Source organism: Xanthomonas sp. AM6, assembly GCF_025665335.1.
Classification (GTDB): Bacteria; Pseudomonadota; Gammaproteobacteria; order Xanthomonadales; family Xanthomonadaceae; genus Xanthomonas_A.
Window position 1 is genome coordinate 522,501 of sequence record NZ_CP106869.1, and the last position, 18,910, is coordinate 541,410.

Annotated in this window: 11 protein-coding genes, 2 tRNA genes and 2 rRNA genes (1 of these 15 running past the window's edge); 8 read left to right on the forward strand and 7 right to left on the reverse strand. The window is 66.5% G+C overall.

Translation table 11 applies throughout. The features are described 5' to 3' along the window. The 4 genes from OCJ37_RS02265 to rrf form a co-directional block, all read left to right on the forward strand. Window positions 1–24, forward strand: a tRNA-Ala gene (locus OCJ37_RS02265); it begins 52 nt to the left of the window's first position. Between the two features lie 13 nt (window positions 25–37). Continuing rightward, window positions 38–114 (forward strand) — tRNA-Ile (locus OCJ37_RS02270). Window positions 115–338: 224 nt separating this feature from the next. Continuing rightward, window positions 339–3,217, forward strand: a 23S ribosomal RNA gene (locus tag OCJ37_RS02275). A 167-nt stretch (window positions 3,218–3,384) separates the two neighbouring features. Beyond that, window positions 3,385–3,499, forward strand: a 5S ribosomal RNA gene (gene rrf / locus OCJ37_RS02280). Between the two features lie 96 nt (window positions 3,500–3,595). On the opposite strand, the gene OCJ37_RS02285 is transcribed toward rrf, so the two are convergent. Continuing rightward, window positions 3,596–3,946, reverse strand: coding sequence for a PepSY domain-containing protein (locus tag OCJ37_RS02285; protein ID WP_317633225.1), 351 nt, complete (start codon window positions 3,944–3,946; stop codon window positions 3,596–3,598). 467 nt (window positions 3,947–4,413) lie between these two features. On the opposite strand from OCJ37_RS02285, the gene OCJ37_RS02290 reads away from it, so the two are divergent. After that, window positions 4,414–5,481, forward strand: a complete 1,068-nt coding sequence (locus OCJ37_RS02290) for an NAD(P)-dependent alcohol dehydrogenase (RefSeq protein WP_263113550.1) — start codon at window positions 4,414–4,416, stop codon at window positions 5,479–5,481. 306 nt (window positions 5,482–5,787) lie between these two features. Here the strand turns inward: OCJ37_RS02290 and OCJ37_RS02295 are convergent, their stop codons facing one another. Together OCJ37_RS02295 and OCJ37_RS02300 are read right to left on the reverse strand one after the other, a co-directional pair. After that, window positions 5,788–7,518: a M28 family metallopeptidase gene (locus OCJ37_RS02295; RefSeq protein WP_263112100.1), complete on the reverse strand. Its 1,731-nt coding sequence runs from the start codon at window positions 7,516–7,518 to the stop codon at window positions 5,788–5,790. Between the two features lie 91 nt (window positions 7,519–7,609). Next, the gene (locus tag OCJ37_RS02300) at window positions 7,610–8,272 is read right to left on the reverse strand and encodes a DUF4097 family beta strand repeat-containing protein (RefSeq protein ID WP_263112101.1); all 663 of its coding nucleotides are present in this window, start codon (window positions 8,270–8,272) and stop codon (window positions 7,610–7,612) included. 89 nt (window positions 8,273–8,361) lie between these two features. Here OCJ37_RS02300 and OCJ37_RS02305 point away from each other — a divergent pair, with 89 nt between their 5' ends. Both OCJ37_RS02305 and OCJ37_RS02310 read left to right on the forward strand, forming a co-directional pair. Beyond that, window positions 8,362–9,687 carry a murein hydrolase activator EnvC family protein gene (locus OCJ37_RS02305; RefSeq protein ID WP_263112102.1) on the forward strand — a complete coding sequence of 442 codons (1,326 nt, stop codon included), beginning with the start codon at window positions 8,362–8,364 and terminating at the stop codon, window positions 9,685–9,687. Between the two features lie 196 nt (window positions 9,688–9,883). Continuing rightward, window positions 9,884–11,335 (forward strand): S41 family peptidase, encoded by a 1,452-nt coding sequence (locus OCJ37_RS02310; RefSeq protein WP_263112103.1) that lies wholly within the window; start codon window positions 9,884–9,886, stop codon window positions 11,333–11,335. 198 nt (window positions 11,336–11,533) lie between these two features. Here OCJ37_RS02310 and OCJ37_RS02315 read toward each other — a convergent pair whose 3' ends face one another. The 3 genes from OCJ37_RS02315 to OCJ37_RS02325 are packed head-to-tail and all read right to left on the reverse strand — an operon-like array spanning window position 11,534 to window position 13,568. Continuing rightward, window positions 11,534–12,511, reverse strand: coding sequence for a D-2-hydroxyacid dehydrogenase family protein (locus OCJ37_RS02315; protein ID WP_263112104.1), 978 nt, complete (start codon window positions 12,509–12,511; stop codon window positions 11,534–11,536). Window positions 12,512–12,515: 4 nt separating this feature from the next. Continuing rightward, window positions 12,516–12,836, reverse strand: a complete 321-nt coding sequence (locus OCJ37_RS02320; RefSeq protein WP_263112105.1) for a DUF1820 family protein — start codon at window positions 12,834–12,836, stop codon at window positions 12,516–12,518. 39 nt (window positions 12,837–12,875) lie between these two features. Then, window positions 12,876–13,568: a rhomboid family intramembrane serine protease gene (locus OCJ37_RS02325; RefSeq protein WP_145708760.1), complete on the reverse strand. Its 693-nt coding sequence runs from the start codon at window positions 13,566–13,568 to the stop codon at window positions 12,876–12,878. A 233-nt stretch (window positions 13,569–13,801) separates the two neighbouring features. Between OCJ37_RS02325 and OCJ37_RS02330 the strand changes: the two genes are divergently transcribed. Then, window positions 13,802–15,139: an outer membrane protein transport protein gene (locus OCJ37_RS02330; protein ID WP_263112106.1), complete on the forward strand. Its 1,338-nt coding sequence runs from the start codon at window positions 13,802–13,804 to the stop codon at window positions 15,137–15,139. 340 nt (window positions 15,140–15,479) lie between these two features. Here the strand turns inward: OCJ37_RS02330 and putA are convergent, their stop codons facing one another. Then, window positions 15,480–18,701, reverse strand: a complete 3,222-nt coding sequence (gene putA / locus OCJ37_RS02335) for a bifunctional proline dehydrogenase/L-glutamate gamma-semialdehyde dehydrogenase PutA (RefSeq protein WP_263112107.1) — start codon at window positions 18,699–18,701, stop codon at window positions 15,480–15,482. Window positions 18,702–18,910 lie beyond the last annotated feature (209 nt).

An 18,910-nucleotide genomic window follows, 5' to 3' on the forward strand; every position in this document is an offset into this window, starting at 1 on the left:
GTTCGATCCCGACTGGCTCCACCACTGACAAGACTTTGGGTCTGTAGCTCAGGTGGTTAGAGCGCACCCCTGATAAGGGTGAGGTCGGTGGTTCGAGTCCTCCCAGACCCACCACTCTGAATGTACGAAGCACACTAAATTTAAGATGCGCCAGCAGTGAGGCTGGGGTATGTTCTTTTAAAATTTGTGACGTAGCGAGCGTTTGAGATCAACTATCTCGACGTGTCGTTGTGGCTAAGGCGGGGACTTCGAGTCCCTAGAAATTGAGTCGTTATAGTTCGCGTCCGGGCTTTGTACCCCCGGACTCAGCATAGCCTCGAGGCAACTTGAGGTTATATGGTCAAGCGAATAAGCGCACACGGTGGATGCCTTGGCGGTCAGAGGCGATGAAGGACGTGGCAGCCTGCGAAAAGTGTCGGGGAGCTGGCAACAAGCTTTGATCCGGCAATGTCCGAATGGGGAAACCCACTGCTTCGGCAGTATCCTGCAGTGAATACATAGCTGCTGGAAGCGAACCCGGTGAACTGAAATATCTAAGTAACCGGAGGAAAAGAAATCAACCGAGATTCCCTAAGTAGTGACGAGCGAACGGGGACTAGCCCTTAAGCTGGTATGGTTCTAGAAAAACAACCTGGAAAGGTTGGCCATAGAAGGTGATAGCCCTGTATTTAAAAGGGCCATTCCAGTGAAGACGAGTAGGGCGGGGCACGTGAAACCCTGTCTGAATATGGGGGGACCATCCTCCAAGGCTAAATACTCCTGACCGACCGATAGTGAACCAGTACCGTGAGGGAAAGGCGAAAAGAACCCCGGAGAGGGGAGTGAAATAGATCCTGAAACCGTGTGCGTACAAGCAGTAGGAGCTCGCAAGAGTGACTGCGTACCTTTTGTATAATGGGTCAGCGACTTACTGTTCGTGGCAAGCTTAACCGTATAGGGGAGGCGAAGGGAAACCGAGTCTGATAAGGGCGCATAGTCGCGGGCAGTAGACCCGAAACCGGGTGATCTAGTCATGCCCAGGGTGAAGGTCAGGTAACACTGACTGGAGGCCCGAACCCACTCCCGTTGCAAAGGTAGGGGATGAGGTGTGATTAGGAGTGAAAAGCTAATCGAACCCGGAGATAGCTGGTTCTCCTCGAAAGCTATTTAGGTAGCGCCTCGGACGAATACTGCTGGGGGTAGAGCACTGTTATGGCTAGGGGGTCATCGCGACTTACCAAACCATTGCAAACTCCGAATACCAGTACGTACTATCCGGGAGACACACGGCGGGTGCTAACGTCCGTCGTGAAAAGGGAAACAACCCAGACCCACAGCTAAGGTCCCAAATTCACTGCTAAGTGGAAAACGATGTGGAAAGGCACAGACAGCCAGGAGGTTGGCTTAGAAGCAGCCACCCTTTAAAGAAAGCGTAATAGCTCACTGGTCGAGTCGGTCTGCGCGGAAGATTTAACGGGGCTAAGCAGTGAACCGAAGCTTGGGGTGCATCGCGATAAGCGATGCGCGGTAGAGGAGCGTTCCGTAAGCCTGCGAAGGTGGATTGAGAAGTCCGCTGGAGGTATCGGAAGTGCGAATGCTGACATGAGTAACGATAATGCGGGTGAAAAACCCGCACGCCGAAAGCCCAAGGTTTCCTTGCGCAACGTTAATCGGCGCAGGGTGAGTCGGCCCCTAAGGCGAGGGCGAAAGCCGTAGTCGATGGGAAGCAGGTTAATATTCCTGCACCTCGCGTAAGTGCGATGGAGGGACGGAGAAGGTTAGGTGTACCGGGCGTTGGTTGTCCCGGGGAAAGGCGGTAGGTTTGGATCTTTGGCAAATCCGGGATCCTTTAAGACCGAGCACCGAGACGAGTCTTTTAGACGAAGTCACTGATACCACGCTTCCAGGAAAAGCTCCTAAGCTTCAGCTTACGCAGACCGTACCGTAAACCGACACAGGTGGGTAGGATGAGAATTCTCAGGCGCTTGAGAGAACTCGGGTGAAGGAACTAGGCAACATGGCACCGTAACTTCGGGAGAAGGTGCACCCTTTTTGGTGGCTCATGCGAGCTATAGCTGAAGAGGGTCGCAGAAACCAGGCCGCTGCGACTGTTTATCAAAAACACAGCACTCTGCAAACACGAAAGTGGACGTATAGGGTGTGACGCCTGCCCGGTGCTGGAAGGTTAATTGATGGGGTCAGCCGCAAGGCGAAGCTCTTGATCGAAGCCCCAGTAAACGGCGGCCGTAACTATAACGGTCCTAAGGTAGCGAAATTCCTTGTCGGGTAAGTTCCGACCTGCACGAATGGCGTAACGACAGCGGCGCTGTCTCCACCCGAGACTCAGTGAAATTGAAATCGCTGTGAAGATGCAGCGTTCCCGTGGCAAGACGGAAAGACCCCGTGAACCTTTACTATAGCTTTACACTGAACGTTGAGTTCGTCTGTGTAGGATAGGTGGGAGGCTATGAAACCATGGCGCTAGCTGTGGTGGAGCCATCCTTGAAATACCACCCTGTCGTGCTTGACGTTCTAACCTAGGTCCGTAATCCGGATCGGGGACCGTGTATGGTGGGTAGTTTGACTGGGGCGGTCTCCTCCTAAAGAGTAACGGAGGAGCACGAAGGTACGCTCAGCGCGGTCGGACATCGCGCACTGTGTGCAAAGGCATAAGCGTGCTTGACTGCAAGATCGACGGATCAAGCAGGTACGAAAGTAGGTCTTAGTGATCCGGTGGTTCTGTATGGAAGGGCCATCGCTCAACGGATAAAAGGTACTCCGGGGATAACAGGCTGATACCGCCCAAGAGTTCATATCGACGGCGGTGTTTGGCACCTCGATGTCGGCTCATCACATCCTGGGGCTGTAGTCGGTCCCAAGGGTATGGCTGTTCGCCATTTAAAGTGGTACGCGAGCTGGGTTCAGAACGTCGTGAGACAGTTCGGTCCCTATCTGCCATGGGCGTTGGAAGTTTGAGAGGGGCTGCTCCTAGTACGAGAGGACCGGAGTGGACGAACCTCTGGTGTTCCGGTTGTCACGCCAGTGGCATTGCCGGGTAGCTATGTTCGGAAGCGATAACCGCTGAAAGCATCTAAGCGGGAAGCGCGCCTCAAGATGAGACTTCCCGGGGCACAAGCCCCTTAAGGAACCATGTAGACTACGTGGTTGATAGGTCAGGTGTGTAAGTGCAGCAATGCATTGAGCTAACTGATACTAATGATCCGTGCGGCTTGACCATATAACCTCAAGGTGCTTCCAAGCATCCCTTAGCACGACACACGTCGATAGCTATCCAATCGCTCGCTACGTCACACCCTATGAGAGGCTGGCGCCAGTTGCCTTCTTCGACCACGCACATCCGTGCCCCGTCCGAAGCAAGCAACCCGGCGACACTCCAACCGTCTCCCTGGTGAAATTAGCGCTGTGGAACCACCCGATCCCATCCCGAACTCGGAAGTGAAACGCAGCTGCGCCGATGGTAGTGTGGCTCAAGCCATGCGAGAGTAGGTCATCGCCAGGGGCTTTACCCCAAATCCCCGTCCCTCCAAGGACGGGGATTTTTTATTGGCCGCCAGAAACCTCCACGAAAGCACAGCACAGGCGCACGCGCCGGCGCTCAGTCCGACTGCGCGCTCACCACGCTGCCGTCCGTCGGATCCGCGTACACCTCCACCCGCTGACCCGTCGACGTGTGCGCCTGCGCTTCCCACAGCCCATCCTCGTACTTGAGGTCGTGCACCTGCGAGTAACCTGACGCCGTCAGCGCCGCGCGCACCTCCGCTTCGCTCAGCTTCGACGGCACCCCTTCCGCATAGACACGGCCGCCGCGCGGGCCCACCCGCACCTCGCCGCGCTTGCCGTCGCCGCTCGTGCCCTCCGTCTTCCACAAGCCGTCCTCGAAGTGCAGCTTGTCCAGCTTGGTGTAGCCCTGCGCGCTCAGCAGCGCCTGTACCTGCGCCTGGGTCAGGGGGGCGCTCCCTGGGGTAGGGGCCGGCGATCTCGCTCAGCTTCGGCGGCGCCTGTTGCAGCGACTCCATCTGCGGCTCTGCTGCGTCAGCGGCGGATTACCGGGCCGGAGCCGGAGATTGCACAGCCCCACGTACACGAAGTTTGCGACTGCAGCGTCGTCGCACACCACTTGAACAGCAACATGCGAGCCACTTCCGGCATGGCAGTTGGCCAGCGGTGGTGCATGCAGCGAGCCTGCGCACCCTGCGGCAGTGAGCTCTAGGGCGATCCAGGCGCTTGCATGCGGCCCCAGTCTGCTTGGCGATCCGCTGGCGATGAGTCGCTTCGTTCCATCGACGATGCGTGCTTTTAATGCGGGTGGGCTTAGACTTTTTGCCCGCCATGCCAGCTTTCATGCCCGTTGCCGGCTACGACACCTCGGCGGCCGACAACCCGCACTCCTTTTCGCCCACCAAGAGAATCCCCATGAGCCAAGCCAATGGATACGCCGCCCTGGCGTCCGATCAGCCGCTGATCCCCTATGCGTTCCAGCGCCGCGCGAATGGACCGCACGATGTCAGCATCGAGATCCTCTACTGCGGCGTCTGCCATTCCGATCTGCATACGGTGCGCAATGAATGGCAGAACACGCAGTATCCCTCCGTGCCTGGCCATGAAATCGTCGGGCGTGTGACGGCGGTCGGCGACCAGGTCCAGGCCTTCAAGGTCGGCGACCTGGCCGGCGTCGGTTGCATGGTCGACAGCTGCCGGCATTGCGCGTCCTGCGCCGATGGCGAAGAGCAGTATTGCGAGAACGGCTTCGTCGGCACCTACAACGGCCCGATGTTCGGCGGCGAGAACACCTATGGCGGCTACTCCGACCATATCGTGGTCGACCAGAAGTACGTGCTGCAGATCCGCCATCCGGAAAAGGACCTGGCCGCGGTGGCGCCGCTGCTGTGTGCCGGCATCACCACGTATTCGCCGCTGAGCCACTGGAAGGCGGGGCCGGGCAAGAAGGTCGGCATCGTCGGGTTGGGTGGCCTTGGCCACATGGCCGTGAAGATCGCGCACGCGATGGGCGCGCATGTGGTGCTGTTCACGACCTCGGCGAACAAGAAGGACGACGCGCTGCGCCTGGGCGCCGACGAAGTGGTGGTGTCCAAGCTGCCGGAGGAGATGGCGGCGCACAGCAACAGCTTCGACTTCATCCTCAACACCGTCGCCGCCTCGCACGACCTGGATGCGTTCCTGACCCTGCTCAAGCGCGACGGCACCATGACCCTGGTCGGCGCACCGGCCGAGCCGCATCCGTCGCCGACGGTGTTCAACCTGATCCTGAAGCGCCGGCAGCTGGCGGGGTCGCTGATCGGCGGCATCCGCGAGACCCAGGAGATGCTCGATTTCTGCGCCAAACACGGCATCGTGTCGGACATCGAGACGATCGAGATGGCGCAGATCAACCAGGCCTACGAGCGCATGCTCAAGGGCGACGTGAAGTACCGTTTCGTCATCGACATGGCCAGCCTGGAGAAAGCCAAGCAGGCGGCCTGATCCGGGCCGCATGCGGGCGCCAGCCTGCGTGCGATGCCGATAGAGGCAACTAAAACGCGCCTGGACACGCGAGTGTCCGGGCGTTTTTATGCGCCTGCTTCAGTGCTTCGCCGCGCTGGGAATCCTTCCTTTGGCCGATTTCAGCTCGTGGGAGCGGCTTCAGTCGCGACTGAAGTCGCTCCTACAAGAAACAAGTGACAGGGCCGGGCGGCAGCGGCTGCCCGAGGTGCCGAAGCGCCTGGAGCGGAAACGACAACGGCGCCGCAGCGCCGTTGTCGTGGCCATTGCCGAGCGGACGTCAGCCGATCATTTGCCCGGCGCCGCCGATGCCGGCTTGGCGTCGCCCATCATCTTGTCGCGAGCCGCCTTGAACGGGTTGTCGGCATACCAGTTCGGCCATGCGTCGCCCGCAGCGAGTTCCTTGCCGACGCCGTAGACGGCCTGCAGGTCGTCCATCACGCCGTCGAGTTTCCAGCTGGCGGGATCGTACTGGTCGGCCGGCGTGTGGTAGCGGTGCTTGCCGTAGTCCTCGGCGGCGCGCTTGCCGGCATCGATGCCGCCGTCGATCAGGTCTTCGCCGCCGTCGATGTACAGCGCCGGCACGCCGGCCTTGGCGAAGTTGAAGTGATCGGAGCGGAAGTAGAAACCGCCCTGCGGCGCGGATTCGGCATGCAGTACGCGGCCTTGCGCGGCGGCGATCGGCTTGAGCAGGTCCTCCAGTTCGGAGCTGCCGAAGCCGTTGACCACCAGGTCCTTGGCGCGGCCGGCGACCGGCATGGCGTCGAGGTTGATGACGCCGGCGATCTTGTTCAGCGGGAAGGTCGGGTGGGCGACGTAGTACTTGGAGCCGAGCAGGCCCGACTCCTCCAGCGTCACCGCCAGGAACACCACCGAGCGCTCCGGCTTGGGCTGCTGGTGCGCGAACGCGTCGGCGACCTCGAGGATGCCGGCGACGCCGGTCGCGTTGTCGACCGCGCCGTTGTAGATGTTGTCGCCGGCTTCGCCCTCGTGCTTGCCGAGGTGATCCCAGTGCGCCATGTACAGCACCGCCTCGTCGGCGCGGCTGCCGCCGGGCAGCACGCCGACCACGTTGCGCGATTTCTTCTCGGAGATCGTGCTCTTCAGGTCCACCGACAATTTGGCCTTCAGCGGCACCGGCTTGAAGCCGCGCTTGCTCGCGTCCTTGTAGGCCTGCGCCAGGTCCAGCCCGGCGTCGGCGAACAGCTGCTTGGCGGTTTCGGCGGTGATCCAGCCCTGGGCCGGGATGCGCGGCTCCGGATCGTCCTTGGCCGGCAGGTCGTACTGCGCGCCGGACCAGGAGTTCTTCACCACGTCCCAGCCGTAGCTGGCGCCGGGCGTGTCGTGCACGATCAGCGCGGCGACCGCGCCCTTGCGCGCGGCTTCCTCGAACTTGTAGGTCCAGCGCCCGTAATAGGTCATGCGCTTGCCTTCGAACAGCGACCCGTCCTCGGTGTGGAAGCCGGGGTCGTTGACGAACATCACCACCGTCTTGCCCTTCCAGTCCTGGTCCGCGTAGTCGTTCCACTTCTGCTCCGGCGCGTCCACGCCGTAGCCAACGAACACCATGTCGCTGGCGTCGATCTTGACCTCGGTCTGGCCGGTGCGGGTGCCGATCACCATGTCGGTGCCGAACTTCAGTTCGCGCGGCTTGCCGTTCTGTTCCAGCTTCAGCGTGGTGTTCGGATCGGCGGTGGTCTCGGTCATCGCCACGTCCTGGAACCAGCTGTCGCCGTTGCCCGGCTGCAGGCCGATGCGCTGCATCTGGTCGCGGATGTAGGCGACGGTCTTGTCCTCGCCGGCAGTGCCGGGGCCGCGGCCTTCGAACGCATCGGAGGACAGCGTCTTGACCAGCTCGCCGAAGTCGGCCGGGGTGATCTCCGGAGCGAAGGCATGGGCCGCGGCGGCCACCGGCGCGGGCGGCGGCGGCGCGGCATCGGCGGCCGGGGCCGGCGTTTCGCGCTTGCACGCGGTCAGCGCGGCGGCCGCGGCCAGGCACAGCACAAGCTTGCGGGACATGGGGGCTCCTGGGGGTCTGAGGAAGCCCGATTCTATAGGCAAGTCCCGCGCGCGCGCCGCCGGCAGCAGCGCGGGTCGGCGCGGCGGCGGATCAGTTGTCCGGCGCGGTGTCGCCGTCGAACGATTGCGCGGTGGCGCCGGTGATCGGCCCGGTCTTGGCGCTGCGGTGCACGTACAGCGTCACTTCGCGTTCGAAACGCAGCGGCCCGTCGATCACCGCGCGCGGGCCGATGATGATGCGCGGCTTGCGCGCCGGCTTGAACGACATGCTGAAGCTGGGCTTGGTGATCTCGATGCCGCCGCTGATGTGCGAGTCGTGGCCGACGGTGACGTCGCCGTTGACCGTCTCGATGCCGCCTTGCAGTTGCGTGGCGACCAGGCCGATGCTGCCGTTGACGCTCTCCACGCCGCCGCCGACGCGGCCGCCGCGGTCGACGAAGATGCCGCCGTTGACCGTCTCGATGGAACCGGAGATCTGCGCCTGCTGGCCGACGCGGATGCCGCCGTTGACCGTGGACAGGGCCTTGGTCTGCGCGTTGTCGGCGATCTTGATGCCGCCGTTGACGGTTTCCACGTCGCCGACGGTCGCGCCCGATTCGATGGTGATGCCGCCGTTCACCGTCTCCAGGTCGCCGTACTGCTTGCCGGATTCGGCGGTGATGCTGCCGTTGACCTTGCTGATGCCTTCGGCCGCCGCGGCGGGGCCGGCGATCAGGGCCAGCGCCAACAGGACCGATAAATGCGTACGCTTCATCACCCACCTCCAGAACGCCGGCCAGTCGCGGCATCAATCGTGGGGCGATCACAACACGCTTCGCTACAATCCGCACCTGCCTGAAGTCATTGGACCCGCCCTTGCCCGCGACCGTTTCCGCTCCGTTGCGTCCCGACTCGCCCAGCGCGGCGGGGCGGCGCCCGCCCGGGCTTCGGCGCGCCGTGTTGTGCCGGTTGGCGGCGGCCGCGCTGCTGCTGTTCGCGGCGCCGGCGCTGGCGCAGAACCCGCGCGAGGCCGAGCGCCGGTTGGAGAAGGTGCGCAACGAACTGAAGAGCGTGGCCGAGGAGCGGCGCGAGCTGGAGGGCAAGCGCGGCGACGCCGCGCGCCAGCTGCGCGAGGCCGACGAAAAGGTGGCCACGACCGGGCGCAGCCTGGCGCAGACCCAGCAGGCGCTGCGCCAGCACCAGCAGACCCTGGCCGAACTGGAGCGCAAGCGCGACTCGCTGCGCGCCGGCCTGGTGCGGCAGCGTGCCGAACTGGCGCAGCTGCTGCGCGCGGCCTACGCGATCGGCGGCAATGCGCCGTTGAAGCTGCTGCTGGCCCAGGATCGGGTGGCCGATGCCAACCGGCTGCTGGCCTATCACCGCTATCTGCAGCGCGAGCGCGCGCAGCGCATCGCCACGCTGACCCACGAGCTGCAGGCGCTGGAACAGGTGCAGCGCGACCTGGCGGCGCAGCGGCAACAGCTGAGCGCCGCGCAGCGCCAGCAGCAGGAACAGGCGGCGGCGCTGCAACGCGACCGCAAGCAGCGCGCCAGCCTGGTCTCGGAGCTGGACCAGCGCTACCAGGACCGCAGCGAGCGCGAGAAGGCGCTGGGCCAGGACGCCAAGGCGCTGGAAACGCTGCTGGCCAATCTGCGCGCGGCGGCCGCGCGGGCCGAGGCCGAGCGCCGCGCGGCGGCCAAGCGCGCGGCCGCCGAGCAGGCCGCGCAGGCCAAGGCCGCGGCGAAGCACCCCTCGCGCGGCGGCAGCAAGGTGCCGCCCAAGGTGGTGGCTTCGGCGCCGGCGCTGAAGGTCGGCGGCCTGGGCTGGCCGCTGTCCGGCGACCTGATCGCGCGCTACGGCGGCAAGCTGCCCGACGGGCGCACCAGCAACGGCGTGCTGATCGCCGCGCCGGCCGGCAGCACCATCACCGCGGTGGCCGACGGCACGGTGGTGTTCTCCGACTGGATGACCGGTTACGGGATGATCCTGATCGTGGACCACGGCAACGGCTACATGAGCCTGTACGCCCACAACGACGCGCTGCTGCGCGACCCCGGCGCGCAGGTCAAGCGCGGCGACGCGGTGGCCAAGGTCGGCAATTCCGGCGGCCAGGGGCGCCCGGCGCTGTATTTCGAATTGCGCCGCAACGGCCAGCCGGTGGATCCCTCGTCGTGGTTGCAGCGCCGTTGAGCGCTGGCGAACTCGTCGCGGTGTGACCGGAGCCATTTCCACAGGAATTTTTGCGGGCTGGGTGGGTTCGCTGTGGGACAGGGGTTTCGGCCCCGGTGCGACCCGAAGACCATTCAACGCGGATTTAGCCCGCTTTCGCGCATAATCCGGACAGCTGCGCCGTGCGCGCGCAGGCCATCCCCAATCGGAGTGCTTCATGCGCGTAGTCCTGTCCGCTGCCCTGTTGCTTGCCCTGGCGCCGCTGCCGTCGATGGCGCAGAGCGCCGGCGAGCAGACGCCCACGGCCCCGGCGGCCAGCGCCGACGATCCGGACGCCACCGAATCGGCCACCTCGCGCGTGCCGCTGGACGAGATCCGGCGCTACGTGGCGGTGTACAACGCGGTGAAGGAAGCCTACGTCGATCCGGTCGACGACAAGAAACTGATGCAGTCGGCGATCCGCGGCCTGCTGCTGGACCTGGACCCGCACAGCACCTATTTCAGCAAGGAAGACGCCGAGGCCTTCGACGAACAGGCCACCGGCGCCTACGACGGCATCGGCGTGGAATTGCTGCAGCTGCCGGACAACACGCTCAAGGTGGTCGCGCCGATCGACGACACCCCGGCCGCGCGCGCCGGCGTGCGCTCGGGCGACATCATCGTGGCCATCGACGGCAAGCCGATCAGCGCGGTCAAGGCGATGGAGCCGTTGCGCGGCGAATCGGGCAGCAAGGTGGTGCTGACCATCGTCCGCGAGAAGGTGGACAAGCCGTTCGACGTGACCCTGATCCGGCAGACCATCCGCGTGGCCAGCGTGCGCAGCCGCATGCTCGAGCCGGGCTACGGCTACATCCGCATCAGCACCTTCCAGGCCGATACCGGCGCGGATTTCCACAAGCAGCTGCAGCAACTGCAGACCCAGGCCGGCGGCAAGCTGCGCGGCCTGGTGCTGGACCTGCGCAGCAACCCCGGCGGCCTGTTGACCGCGGCGGTGCAGGTGGCCGACGACGTGCTCGACAAGGGCACCATCGTGACCACCCGCGGGCGCATCTCGGTCAGCGATTCCAAGTTCGACGCCACCCCCGGCGACGTGCTCAACGGCGCGCCGATGGTCGCGCTGGTCGATGCCGGGTCGGCCAGCGCCTCGGAGGTGCTGGCCGGCGCGCTGCGCGACAACAAGCGCGCGCGCATCGTCGGCAGCCGCACCTTCGGCAAGGGCTCGGTGCAGACCGTGCTGCCGCTGGACAACGGCGACTCGGTCAAGCTGACCACGGCGCGCTACTACACGCCCAGCGGCAAGTCGATCCAGGCCAGCGGGATCGTGCCGGACGTGGTGCTGCGCCCGGAAGAGGGCAAGGACGACGCGGACACGCCGGCGGTGCTGGCCGACTACAGCGAAGCGACGCTGCCCGGCCACCTGCACGGCGACGACGAAGGCGCCGAAGGCTACAGCGCCGGCGACGTGCTGCCCGGCGATGCGCCGATCGCGCAGGCGCTGGCCGAACTGAAGCAGCCCGGCGCGGTGGCCAAGGCCGCGGCGGCCAAGCCGGCCAAGAAGGCCGCAACGCCGAAGCCGGCGGCTTCCACGCCGCCGGCCTTGAAACCGGCGGCACCGAAGACGGATACGCCGGCGGCCAAGCCGGCGACCGACGCAACGCCGGGGAACTGATCTCGCCCGCTCGCTGGCGCCAGCAAGGCGCCGCCCGCAGCCTGCAGGGGAGGCCGCTCCCTACGCGCGCCGGCCATGAAGCAAAGCGCGCGCATGGGCAAGGCGCGATGGTCGCCGCCATCGTGCCGTCGACGGTCTGACGTAACGACCATGGCGGACGATCACGCCGTGCGCAGCAGCGCGCGACCGGTCTCTCGGTTACCGCGCCTGCGGAGTGGCCAGGTGCTGCGGCGTGCCGGCGGCGAAGGCGAGGATGTTGTCGAATGCCGCGCCGAAATAGCGTTCGTAGCTGGACTGTTCGACATAGCCCAGGTGCGGGGTCGCCAGCACCCGCGGATGGCGCAGCAGCGGGTCGTCGCGATCCAGCAGCGGCTCGCTCTCGAACACGTCCAGCGCCGCCTGGCCGGGACGGCCGGCATCCAGCGCCGCGAGCAGCGCGCCGGGCGCGATCAGCTCGGCGCGGCTGGTGTTGACCAGCAACGCGTCGGACTTCATGCGCAGCAGATCGTGCCCGGTGATCGCATGGCGGGTGGCGTCGACCAGGCGCCGGTGCAGGCTCAGCACGTCGCTGCCGGCGAACAGCGCAGCGCGGTCGGCGGCGATCTCGAACCCATCGGCGCGCGCCTGCGCGCACGAGGTGTCGCCGCCCCACACCTGCACGCGCATGCCGAACGCGCGCGCGTAGCCGGCCACGCGCTGGCCGATCTTGCCGTAGCTCCAGATGCCCAGGGTCAGTCCGCACAGGGTGCGCCCCAGCTGCGCATCGCCGGTCGCCTGCCAGCGGCCGCCCTGCAACGCGGCGGTGTAGGCGGGAAGCCGCCGGCTCGCCGCCAGGATCAGCGTCCACGCCAGTTCCGCCGGCGCCACCGGCGAACCGACGCCTTCGGCCACGGCGACGCCGCGTGCGCTGCAGGCGGCCAGGTCGATGTGGTTGCCGACGCGGCCGGTCTGGCTGATCAGCCGCAGCCGCGGCATGCGCTCGAGCAATGCCGCATCGACGCGGGTGCGCTCGCGGATCAGGACCAAGGCTTCGGCGTCGGCCGCCTGTGCGGCGAACGCCGCGTCGTCGTCGCGGTGCAGCGCGGTGGCGACCTCGACGTGGTGGCCATGCAGGCGCTGGAAGCAGCGCAGGTGCCGGACCGCGTCCTGGTAATCGTCCGCGATCAGGATGCGCATCGGCTCAGCGCGGTTTGCCCGGCATCGGGAACGGGGTGATCACCTTTTCGCCGGTGGTCGCGTCGCGGATCGCCGACTGGCCCTTCTTCTCCACTTCCTCGATGCGCACGATGCTCTGCATCGGCAGGTGCAGCATCTTGGTGTCGCCGAATTCCTCGCGCAGGCGCTCTTCGGTGGGGTCGATGACCAGGCCGTCGTGCAGGTCGAACACCAGCGCGCCGATCTCGCTGAAGCCCCACAGGTGGCTGCTGCCCACGTGCTGCGCGTACAGCTCGTACACCTTGCCGTGGTTGAGGAACGTCACTTTGTACAGGGGCTTGGCCATGCGCGAAGTATAGAGCGCGCTGGCGCCGCGGCGTGGCGCTCAGAAGCCCTTGCGCTTGCGCAGGCGCCGCGCGATCGCCGCGCGCACGTACAGCCCGTAGGCCATGCCGAAGGCGAAGCCGGTCAGGTGCGCCGACCAGGCGACCATGCCGAACGCCGGGCCGATGTAGGCGAACACCACCTGCAGCGCCGCCCAGGTGCCGATCAGCAGCGAGGCCGGCGCGCGCACGAATTCCAGGAACAGCCCCAGCGGCAGCACCACGCCGAGCTTGGCGCGCGGGAACAGCGCCAGGTAGGTGCCGATCAGCGCCGATACCGCGCCGCTGGCGCCGATGATGACCCGGTCCGGGGTGCCGATCGCGAACACCGCGGCCAGGTTGGAGATGGCGCCGCCGCCGAGGAACAGCAGCAGGAAGCGCCACGGCCCCAGCACGCGCTCGGCCGGCAGGCCGAAGATCAGCAGGAACACCAGGTTGCCGAGCAGGTGCGACCAGTCCGCGTGCAGGAACAGCGCGGTGAACAGGCGCAGCACGCTGCCGTCCTGCACCGTCGCCAGCCAGTCGCGCGGGCTGGCCACCCCGGCCGAGAGCGCGCCCCAGTCCAGCCACAGCGTCGCGCGGGCCTGGTTGGGGCGGCTGATCGACCACAGGAACGCCAGCCACATCGCCGCGAACAGCAATGGCGTGGCCCAGCGCAGCGTGGTCCGGTCGCGGGAGGGAATGGAGACGAACATGCCTGTACCGGGGAACGCGGCCTGTAACGATACCGGCTCCCTTCGGCTGAACGCACGCCTACTCCGCCCGAAACTGAACGGGGCCTATTGTTATTGTTCGGTTAACGCAGCGGGGTATACTGCATACGGCGTCGTATGTCGGGAGGGGAATCCGGCGCGCAGTCCTGGCTTGCTCAGCCGGGGATGCGCAGGCGCGAACACAGACATTTTCGTCTTCCGGAGAGTGACAAGCCATGCAAAACGCAACCCAGTTCGTCCGTTTCACCGCCCTGGCCGTCGGCATCGTCGGCGCCCTGACCATCGGTCAGGCGCACGGCGCCGCGTTCCAGCTCAAGGAAAACAGCGCCAAGGGCCTGGGCCGCGCCTTCGCTGGCTCCGGCAGCGCCCCGGGCGATGCCTCGATCATCGCCAACAACCCGGCCGGCATGCGCCAGCTCGACGGCAAGGTGTTCCAGGCCGACGTCAGCGCCATCCAGTTCTCCGCCAAGTACGACGGCACCGGCACCTATGCCACCCGCGCGCCGATCTCCGGCGGCGACGGCGGCGACGCCGGCATGATCGCGCCGGTCCCGGCGGCGTATTTCCACCTGCCGTTCGGCGAGAACAACAACATGCACTTCGGCACCTCGCTGACCGTGCCGTTCGGCTTCAAGACCGAATACGACCGCGACTGGGTCGGCCGCTACAACGGCGTCAAGACCGAGCTGCAGGCGATCGACCTCAACCTCGCCTTCTCCTACGACGTGAACCCGTACGTGTCGTTCGGCGCGTCGGTGTTCGCCGAGCGCCTGGACATCGAACTGTCCAACGCCATCGACCTGGGCAGCGTGCTGGCCGGGCGTCGCGTGCCGGGCTTCGCGCCGGGCAGCGCCGACGGCTTCTCGCGCATCAAGGGCGACAGCACCGAGGTCGGCTACACCCTGGGCGGCCTGTTCAGCATCGACGAGAACACCCACATCGGCTTCAGCTACCGTTCGAAGGTCGAGCACAAGATCACCGATGGCGATGCCGACTTCACCACCCCGGCCAACGCCGCCACCGTGCTGGGCATCGCCGCGCCGGGCACCTTCGTCGATACGAAGGGCCGCGCCACGGTGACCCTGCCGGCCAGCGCGACCGCCAGCTTCACCCACAACATCAACGAGCAGTGGACGGTGATGGCCGACGTCACCCGCACCGCCTGGGGCAAGTTCGACCAGGTGACGGTGGACTTCGCGTCCAACCAGCCCGACAGCGTGCTGAACTTCGCCTACAACGACACCACCTTCGTCTCGATCGGTGCCGACTACCGCATGAGCGACACGCTGACCCTGCGCGGCGGCCTGGCCTACGACGAAACCCCGACCAGCAACGAGCACCGCGACGTGCGCGTGCCCGACGCGAGCCGCAAGTGGGTCTCGCTGGGTCTGAGCTGGCGTCCGTCCGAGCAGGCCGAGTACAGCTTCGGCTATACCCACCTGTTCACCAGCGATCCGAGCATCAACTCGACCACCGCCACCGGCAACACCCTGGTCGGCAGCTACGACGTGAGCGGCAACGTGCTGGCGGCGTCGGTGAACTACAAGTTCTGATCCGGCCGGTACTGCAGTGAACCGCCGCGGCGCTGGCCGCGGCGAATAGAAAAGCCCCGCTTCGGCGGGGCTTTTTTTGTTCTGCGGTCCGAATCCCAGCGTGTGCGGCTGATTGCTGGAGAGCCTGGTCGGGGCCCTCGCGACACGGCCTGTCTGGCCTGGGGTCAATGCATTGGCATGGCGGAAGGACGTATGCGGATGCGGCAACGGACTGTCGATCCGTCGCCAGGCAGGCTGAGCTGTCGTGTAGGAGCGGCTTCAGCCGCGACAGGCATTACCGGTAATGCCTGTCGCGGCTGAAGCCGCTCCTGCAGAAATGCCGCAGGAACCTCGCGGACGATCAGTCGCCCAAGGTCAGCAGCGACGCGTTGCCGCCTGCCGCGGTGGTGTTGACGGTCACCACCTTCTCGGTCGCGAAGCGCAGCAGGTAGTGCGGGCCGCCGGCCTTGGGGCCGGTGCCGGACAGGCCCTGGCCGCCGAACGGCTGCACGCCGACCACCGCGCCGATCTGGTTGCGGTTGACGTAGACGTTGCCGACCTGCACCCGCGCGGCGATGCGCTCGATGGTCTCGTCGATGCGCGAATGCACGCCCAGGGTCAGGCCGTAGCCGGTGGCGTTGATCTGGTCGATCACCGCGTCGAGCTGGTCGGCCTTCCAGCGGATCACGTGCAGCACCGGCCCGAACACCTCGCGCTGCAGCTGCGCCAGCGATTGCAGTTCGTAGGCGCGCGGGGCGAAGAAGCTGCCGTGCGCGGTGCCCTCGTCGCTGGCGGCCACCGCGATCAGGCGCGCTTCGCGGTCCATGCGCGCGGCGTGGTCGGTGAGCAGTTGCAGCGCGTCGGCGTCGATCACCGGGCCGACGTCGGTGGACAGCAGGCCCGGGTCGCCGATCTTCAGTTCGGCCATCGCGCCGGCGAGCATGGTCATCACCTTGTCGGCGATGTCGTCCTGCACGAACAGCACGCGCGCGGCCGAGCAGCGCTGGCCGGCGGAGATGAAGGCGCTGGAGATCGCGTCCTTGACCACCGCCTCGGGCAGCGACGAGGAGTCGGCGATGAACGCGTTCTGGCCGCCGGTCTCGGCGATCAGCACGCCGATCGCGGCGTCGCGCGCGGCCATGGCGCGGTTGATCGCGCGCGCGGTGTCGGTGGAACCGGTGAAGGCGACGCCGGCCACGCGCGGGTCGCGGGTCAGCGCGGCGCCGACGGTGGCGCCGTCGCCGGGCAGGAACTGCACCGCCGCCTCCGGCACGCCGGCCTCGTGCAACAGCTTCACCGCGGCATGGCCGATCAGGTTGGTCTGCTCGGCCGGCTTGGCGATGACGCTGTTGCCGGCGGCCAGCGCCGCGGCGACCTGGCCGAGGAAGATCGCCAGCGGGAAGTTCCACGGGCTGATGCACACGAACACGCCGCGGCCGTGCAGCTGCAGTTCGTTGGATTCGCCGGTCGGCCCGGGCAGGCGCTCGGGCGCGCCGAACTGGGCGCGCGCCTGGCCGGCGTAGTAGCGCAGGAAATCCACCGCCTCGCGCACTTCGGCCACGCCGTCGGGCAGGGTCTTGCCGGCTTCCTTGACGCACAGCGCGATGAACTCGGGCATGCGCGCTTCCAGCAGGTCGGCGGCGTGCTCAAGGATGGTGGCGCGGCTGGCGGCCGGAGTGCGGTTCCAGCCGGGCTGCGCGGCCACCGCGTTGGCCAGCGCCTTCTCCACGGTGGCGGCGTCGGCCGGCTGCCAGCGGCCCACGGTCTGGCGGCGGTCGGCGGGGTTGGTCACCGGCAGCGGCTCGCTGGCGATCACCGCGCCGGGCACCAGCGGCGCGGCCTGCCAGGGCTTGATCGCGGCGTTGAGCTGGTCGGCCAGCGCGCGCAGGTCGTTGTCGTTGGCGAGGTTGGCGCCCATGGAATTCTTCCTGTTGTGGTTCTGGCTGCGCAGCAGGTCGGCCGGCAGCGGGATCTTCGGGTGCGGGATGGAGGCGAACGCCGACACGGCCTCGACCGGATCGCGGATCAGGTCCTCGATCGCCACGTCCTCGTCGGTGATGCGGTTGACGAAGCTGGAGTTGGCGCCGTTCTCGAGCAGGCGCCGCACCAGGTACGGCAGCAGGTCCTCGTGCGAGCCGACCGGCGCGTACACGCGGCACGGCACGCCCAGGCGGTCGGCCGGGATCACCTCGGCGTACAGGTCGTCGCCCATGCCGTGCAGCTTCTGGTGCTCGTAGTCCTTGCCGCCGGCGATGGCGCGCACCGCGGCGATGGTCTGCGCGTTGTGGGTGGCGAACATCGGGTACAGCGCGTCGCTGTGCGCGAACATGCGCCTGGCGCAGGCCAGATAGGACACGTCGGTGTTCTGCTTGCGGGTGAACACCGGGTAGCCCGGGTGGCCCTCGACCTGCGCGCGCTTGATCTCCGCGTCCCAGTACGCGCCCTTGACCAGGCGTACCGGGATGCGGCGGCCGACGCGGCGCGCCAGGTCGGCGAGGAAGTCGATCGTGTACGGGGTGCGCTTCTGGTACGCCTGCACCGCCAGGCCGTAGCCTTCCCAGCCGTCCAGCGACGGATCGGAGAAGGTGGCCTCGATGATGTCCAGCGACAGCTCCAGGCGGTCGGCCTCCTCGGCGTCCACCGTGTAGCCGATGCCGTAGGACCGGGCCAGCTGCGCCAGCTCCAGCACGCCGGGCACCAGCTCGGCCATCACCCGCGCGCGCTTGGCGTGCTCGTAGCGCGGATACAGCGCCGACAGCTTGATCGAGATGCTGGGCGCGGCGAACACGTCGCTGCCCTTGTACGACCCGTTCGGGCCGCTGCGGCCGATCGCGTGGATCGCCTGGCGGTAGGCGTCGAGGTAGCGCTGCGCGTCCTTCATGGTCAGCGCGCCTTCGCCGAGCATGTCGAACGAATAGCGGTAGTGCGCGTTGTCGCCCTTCTTCGAGCGCGACAGCGCCTCGCCGATGGTGCGGCCCATCACGAACTGGTGGCCCATGATCTTCATCGCCTGGCGCACCGCCAGGCGGATCACCGGCTCGCCGACGCGGCCGATCAGGCGCTTGAACGCGCCGGCCACGTCGGCGCGGGTCAGGTCGTTGATCTGCACCAGCTTGCCGGTGAGCATCAGGCCCCAGGTGGAGGCGTTGACCAGCACCGAGTCGCTTTCGCCCATGTGCTTCTTCCAGTCCGCGTCGCCGAGCTTGTCGCGGATCAGCTTGTCGGCGGTCTCCTGGTCGGGGATGCGCAGCAGCGCCTCGGCCACGCACATCAGCAGCACGCCTTCCTCGCTGCCCAGGTCGTACTGGCGCATGAAGGCCTCGATCGCGCCCTGGTCCTGGGCGCGGGCGCGCACGCGGGTGACCAGGTCGGCGGCCAGCGCCTGCACCTTGGCCTGGTCGGCGGCGGGCAGGCGCGCCTGCTCGAGCAGTTCGCGCACGTGTTCGGCTTCGTCCTTCAGCCACGCGACGGTGATCGCGGCGCGCAACGCCTGGGGCGCGGGCGGAAGTTCGGGGGCAAGCAGCGGCGAGGGAGACGCGGACGGCATCGCCGGGGAGAGACCGGCGCCAGACAGAGCGTTCATGCAGGGAGGACCAGGGAAGATGCGCCCATTTTATGTCAGCGCCCGCTCGCGCAGCGCGTCGGCGACTGTGCGCGATCCCGCATCCGGTGCCGCGTCCGAACGCCTTTGGCCAGAATCTGGTTGCAATGCAGCATTTTTTATGATGAACCCGCGCTTGCCGGCACGCAGGCCCCGGGGCTACCATCGAAGCGTTACCCGCGGCTCGGCAT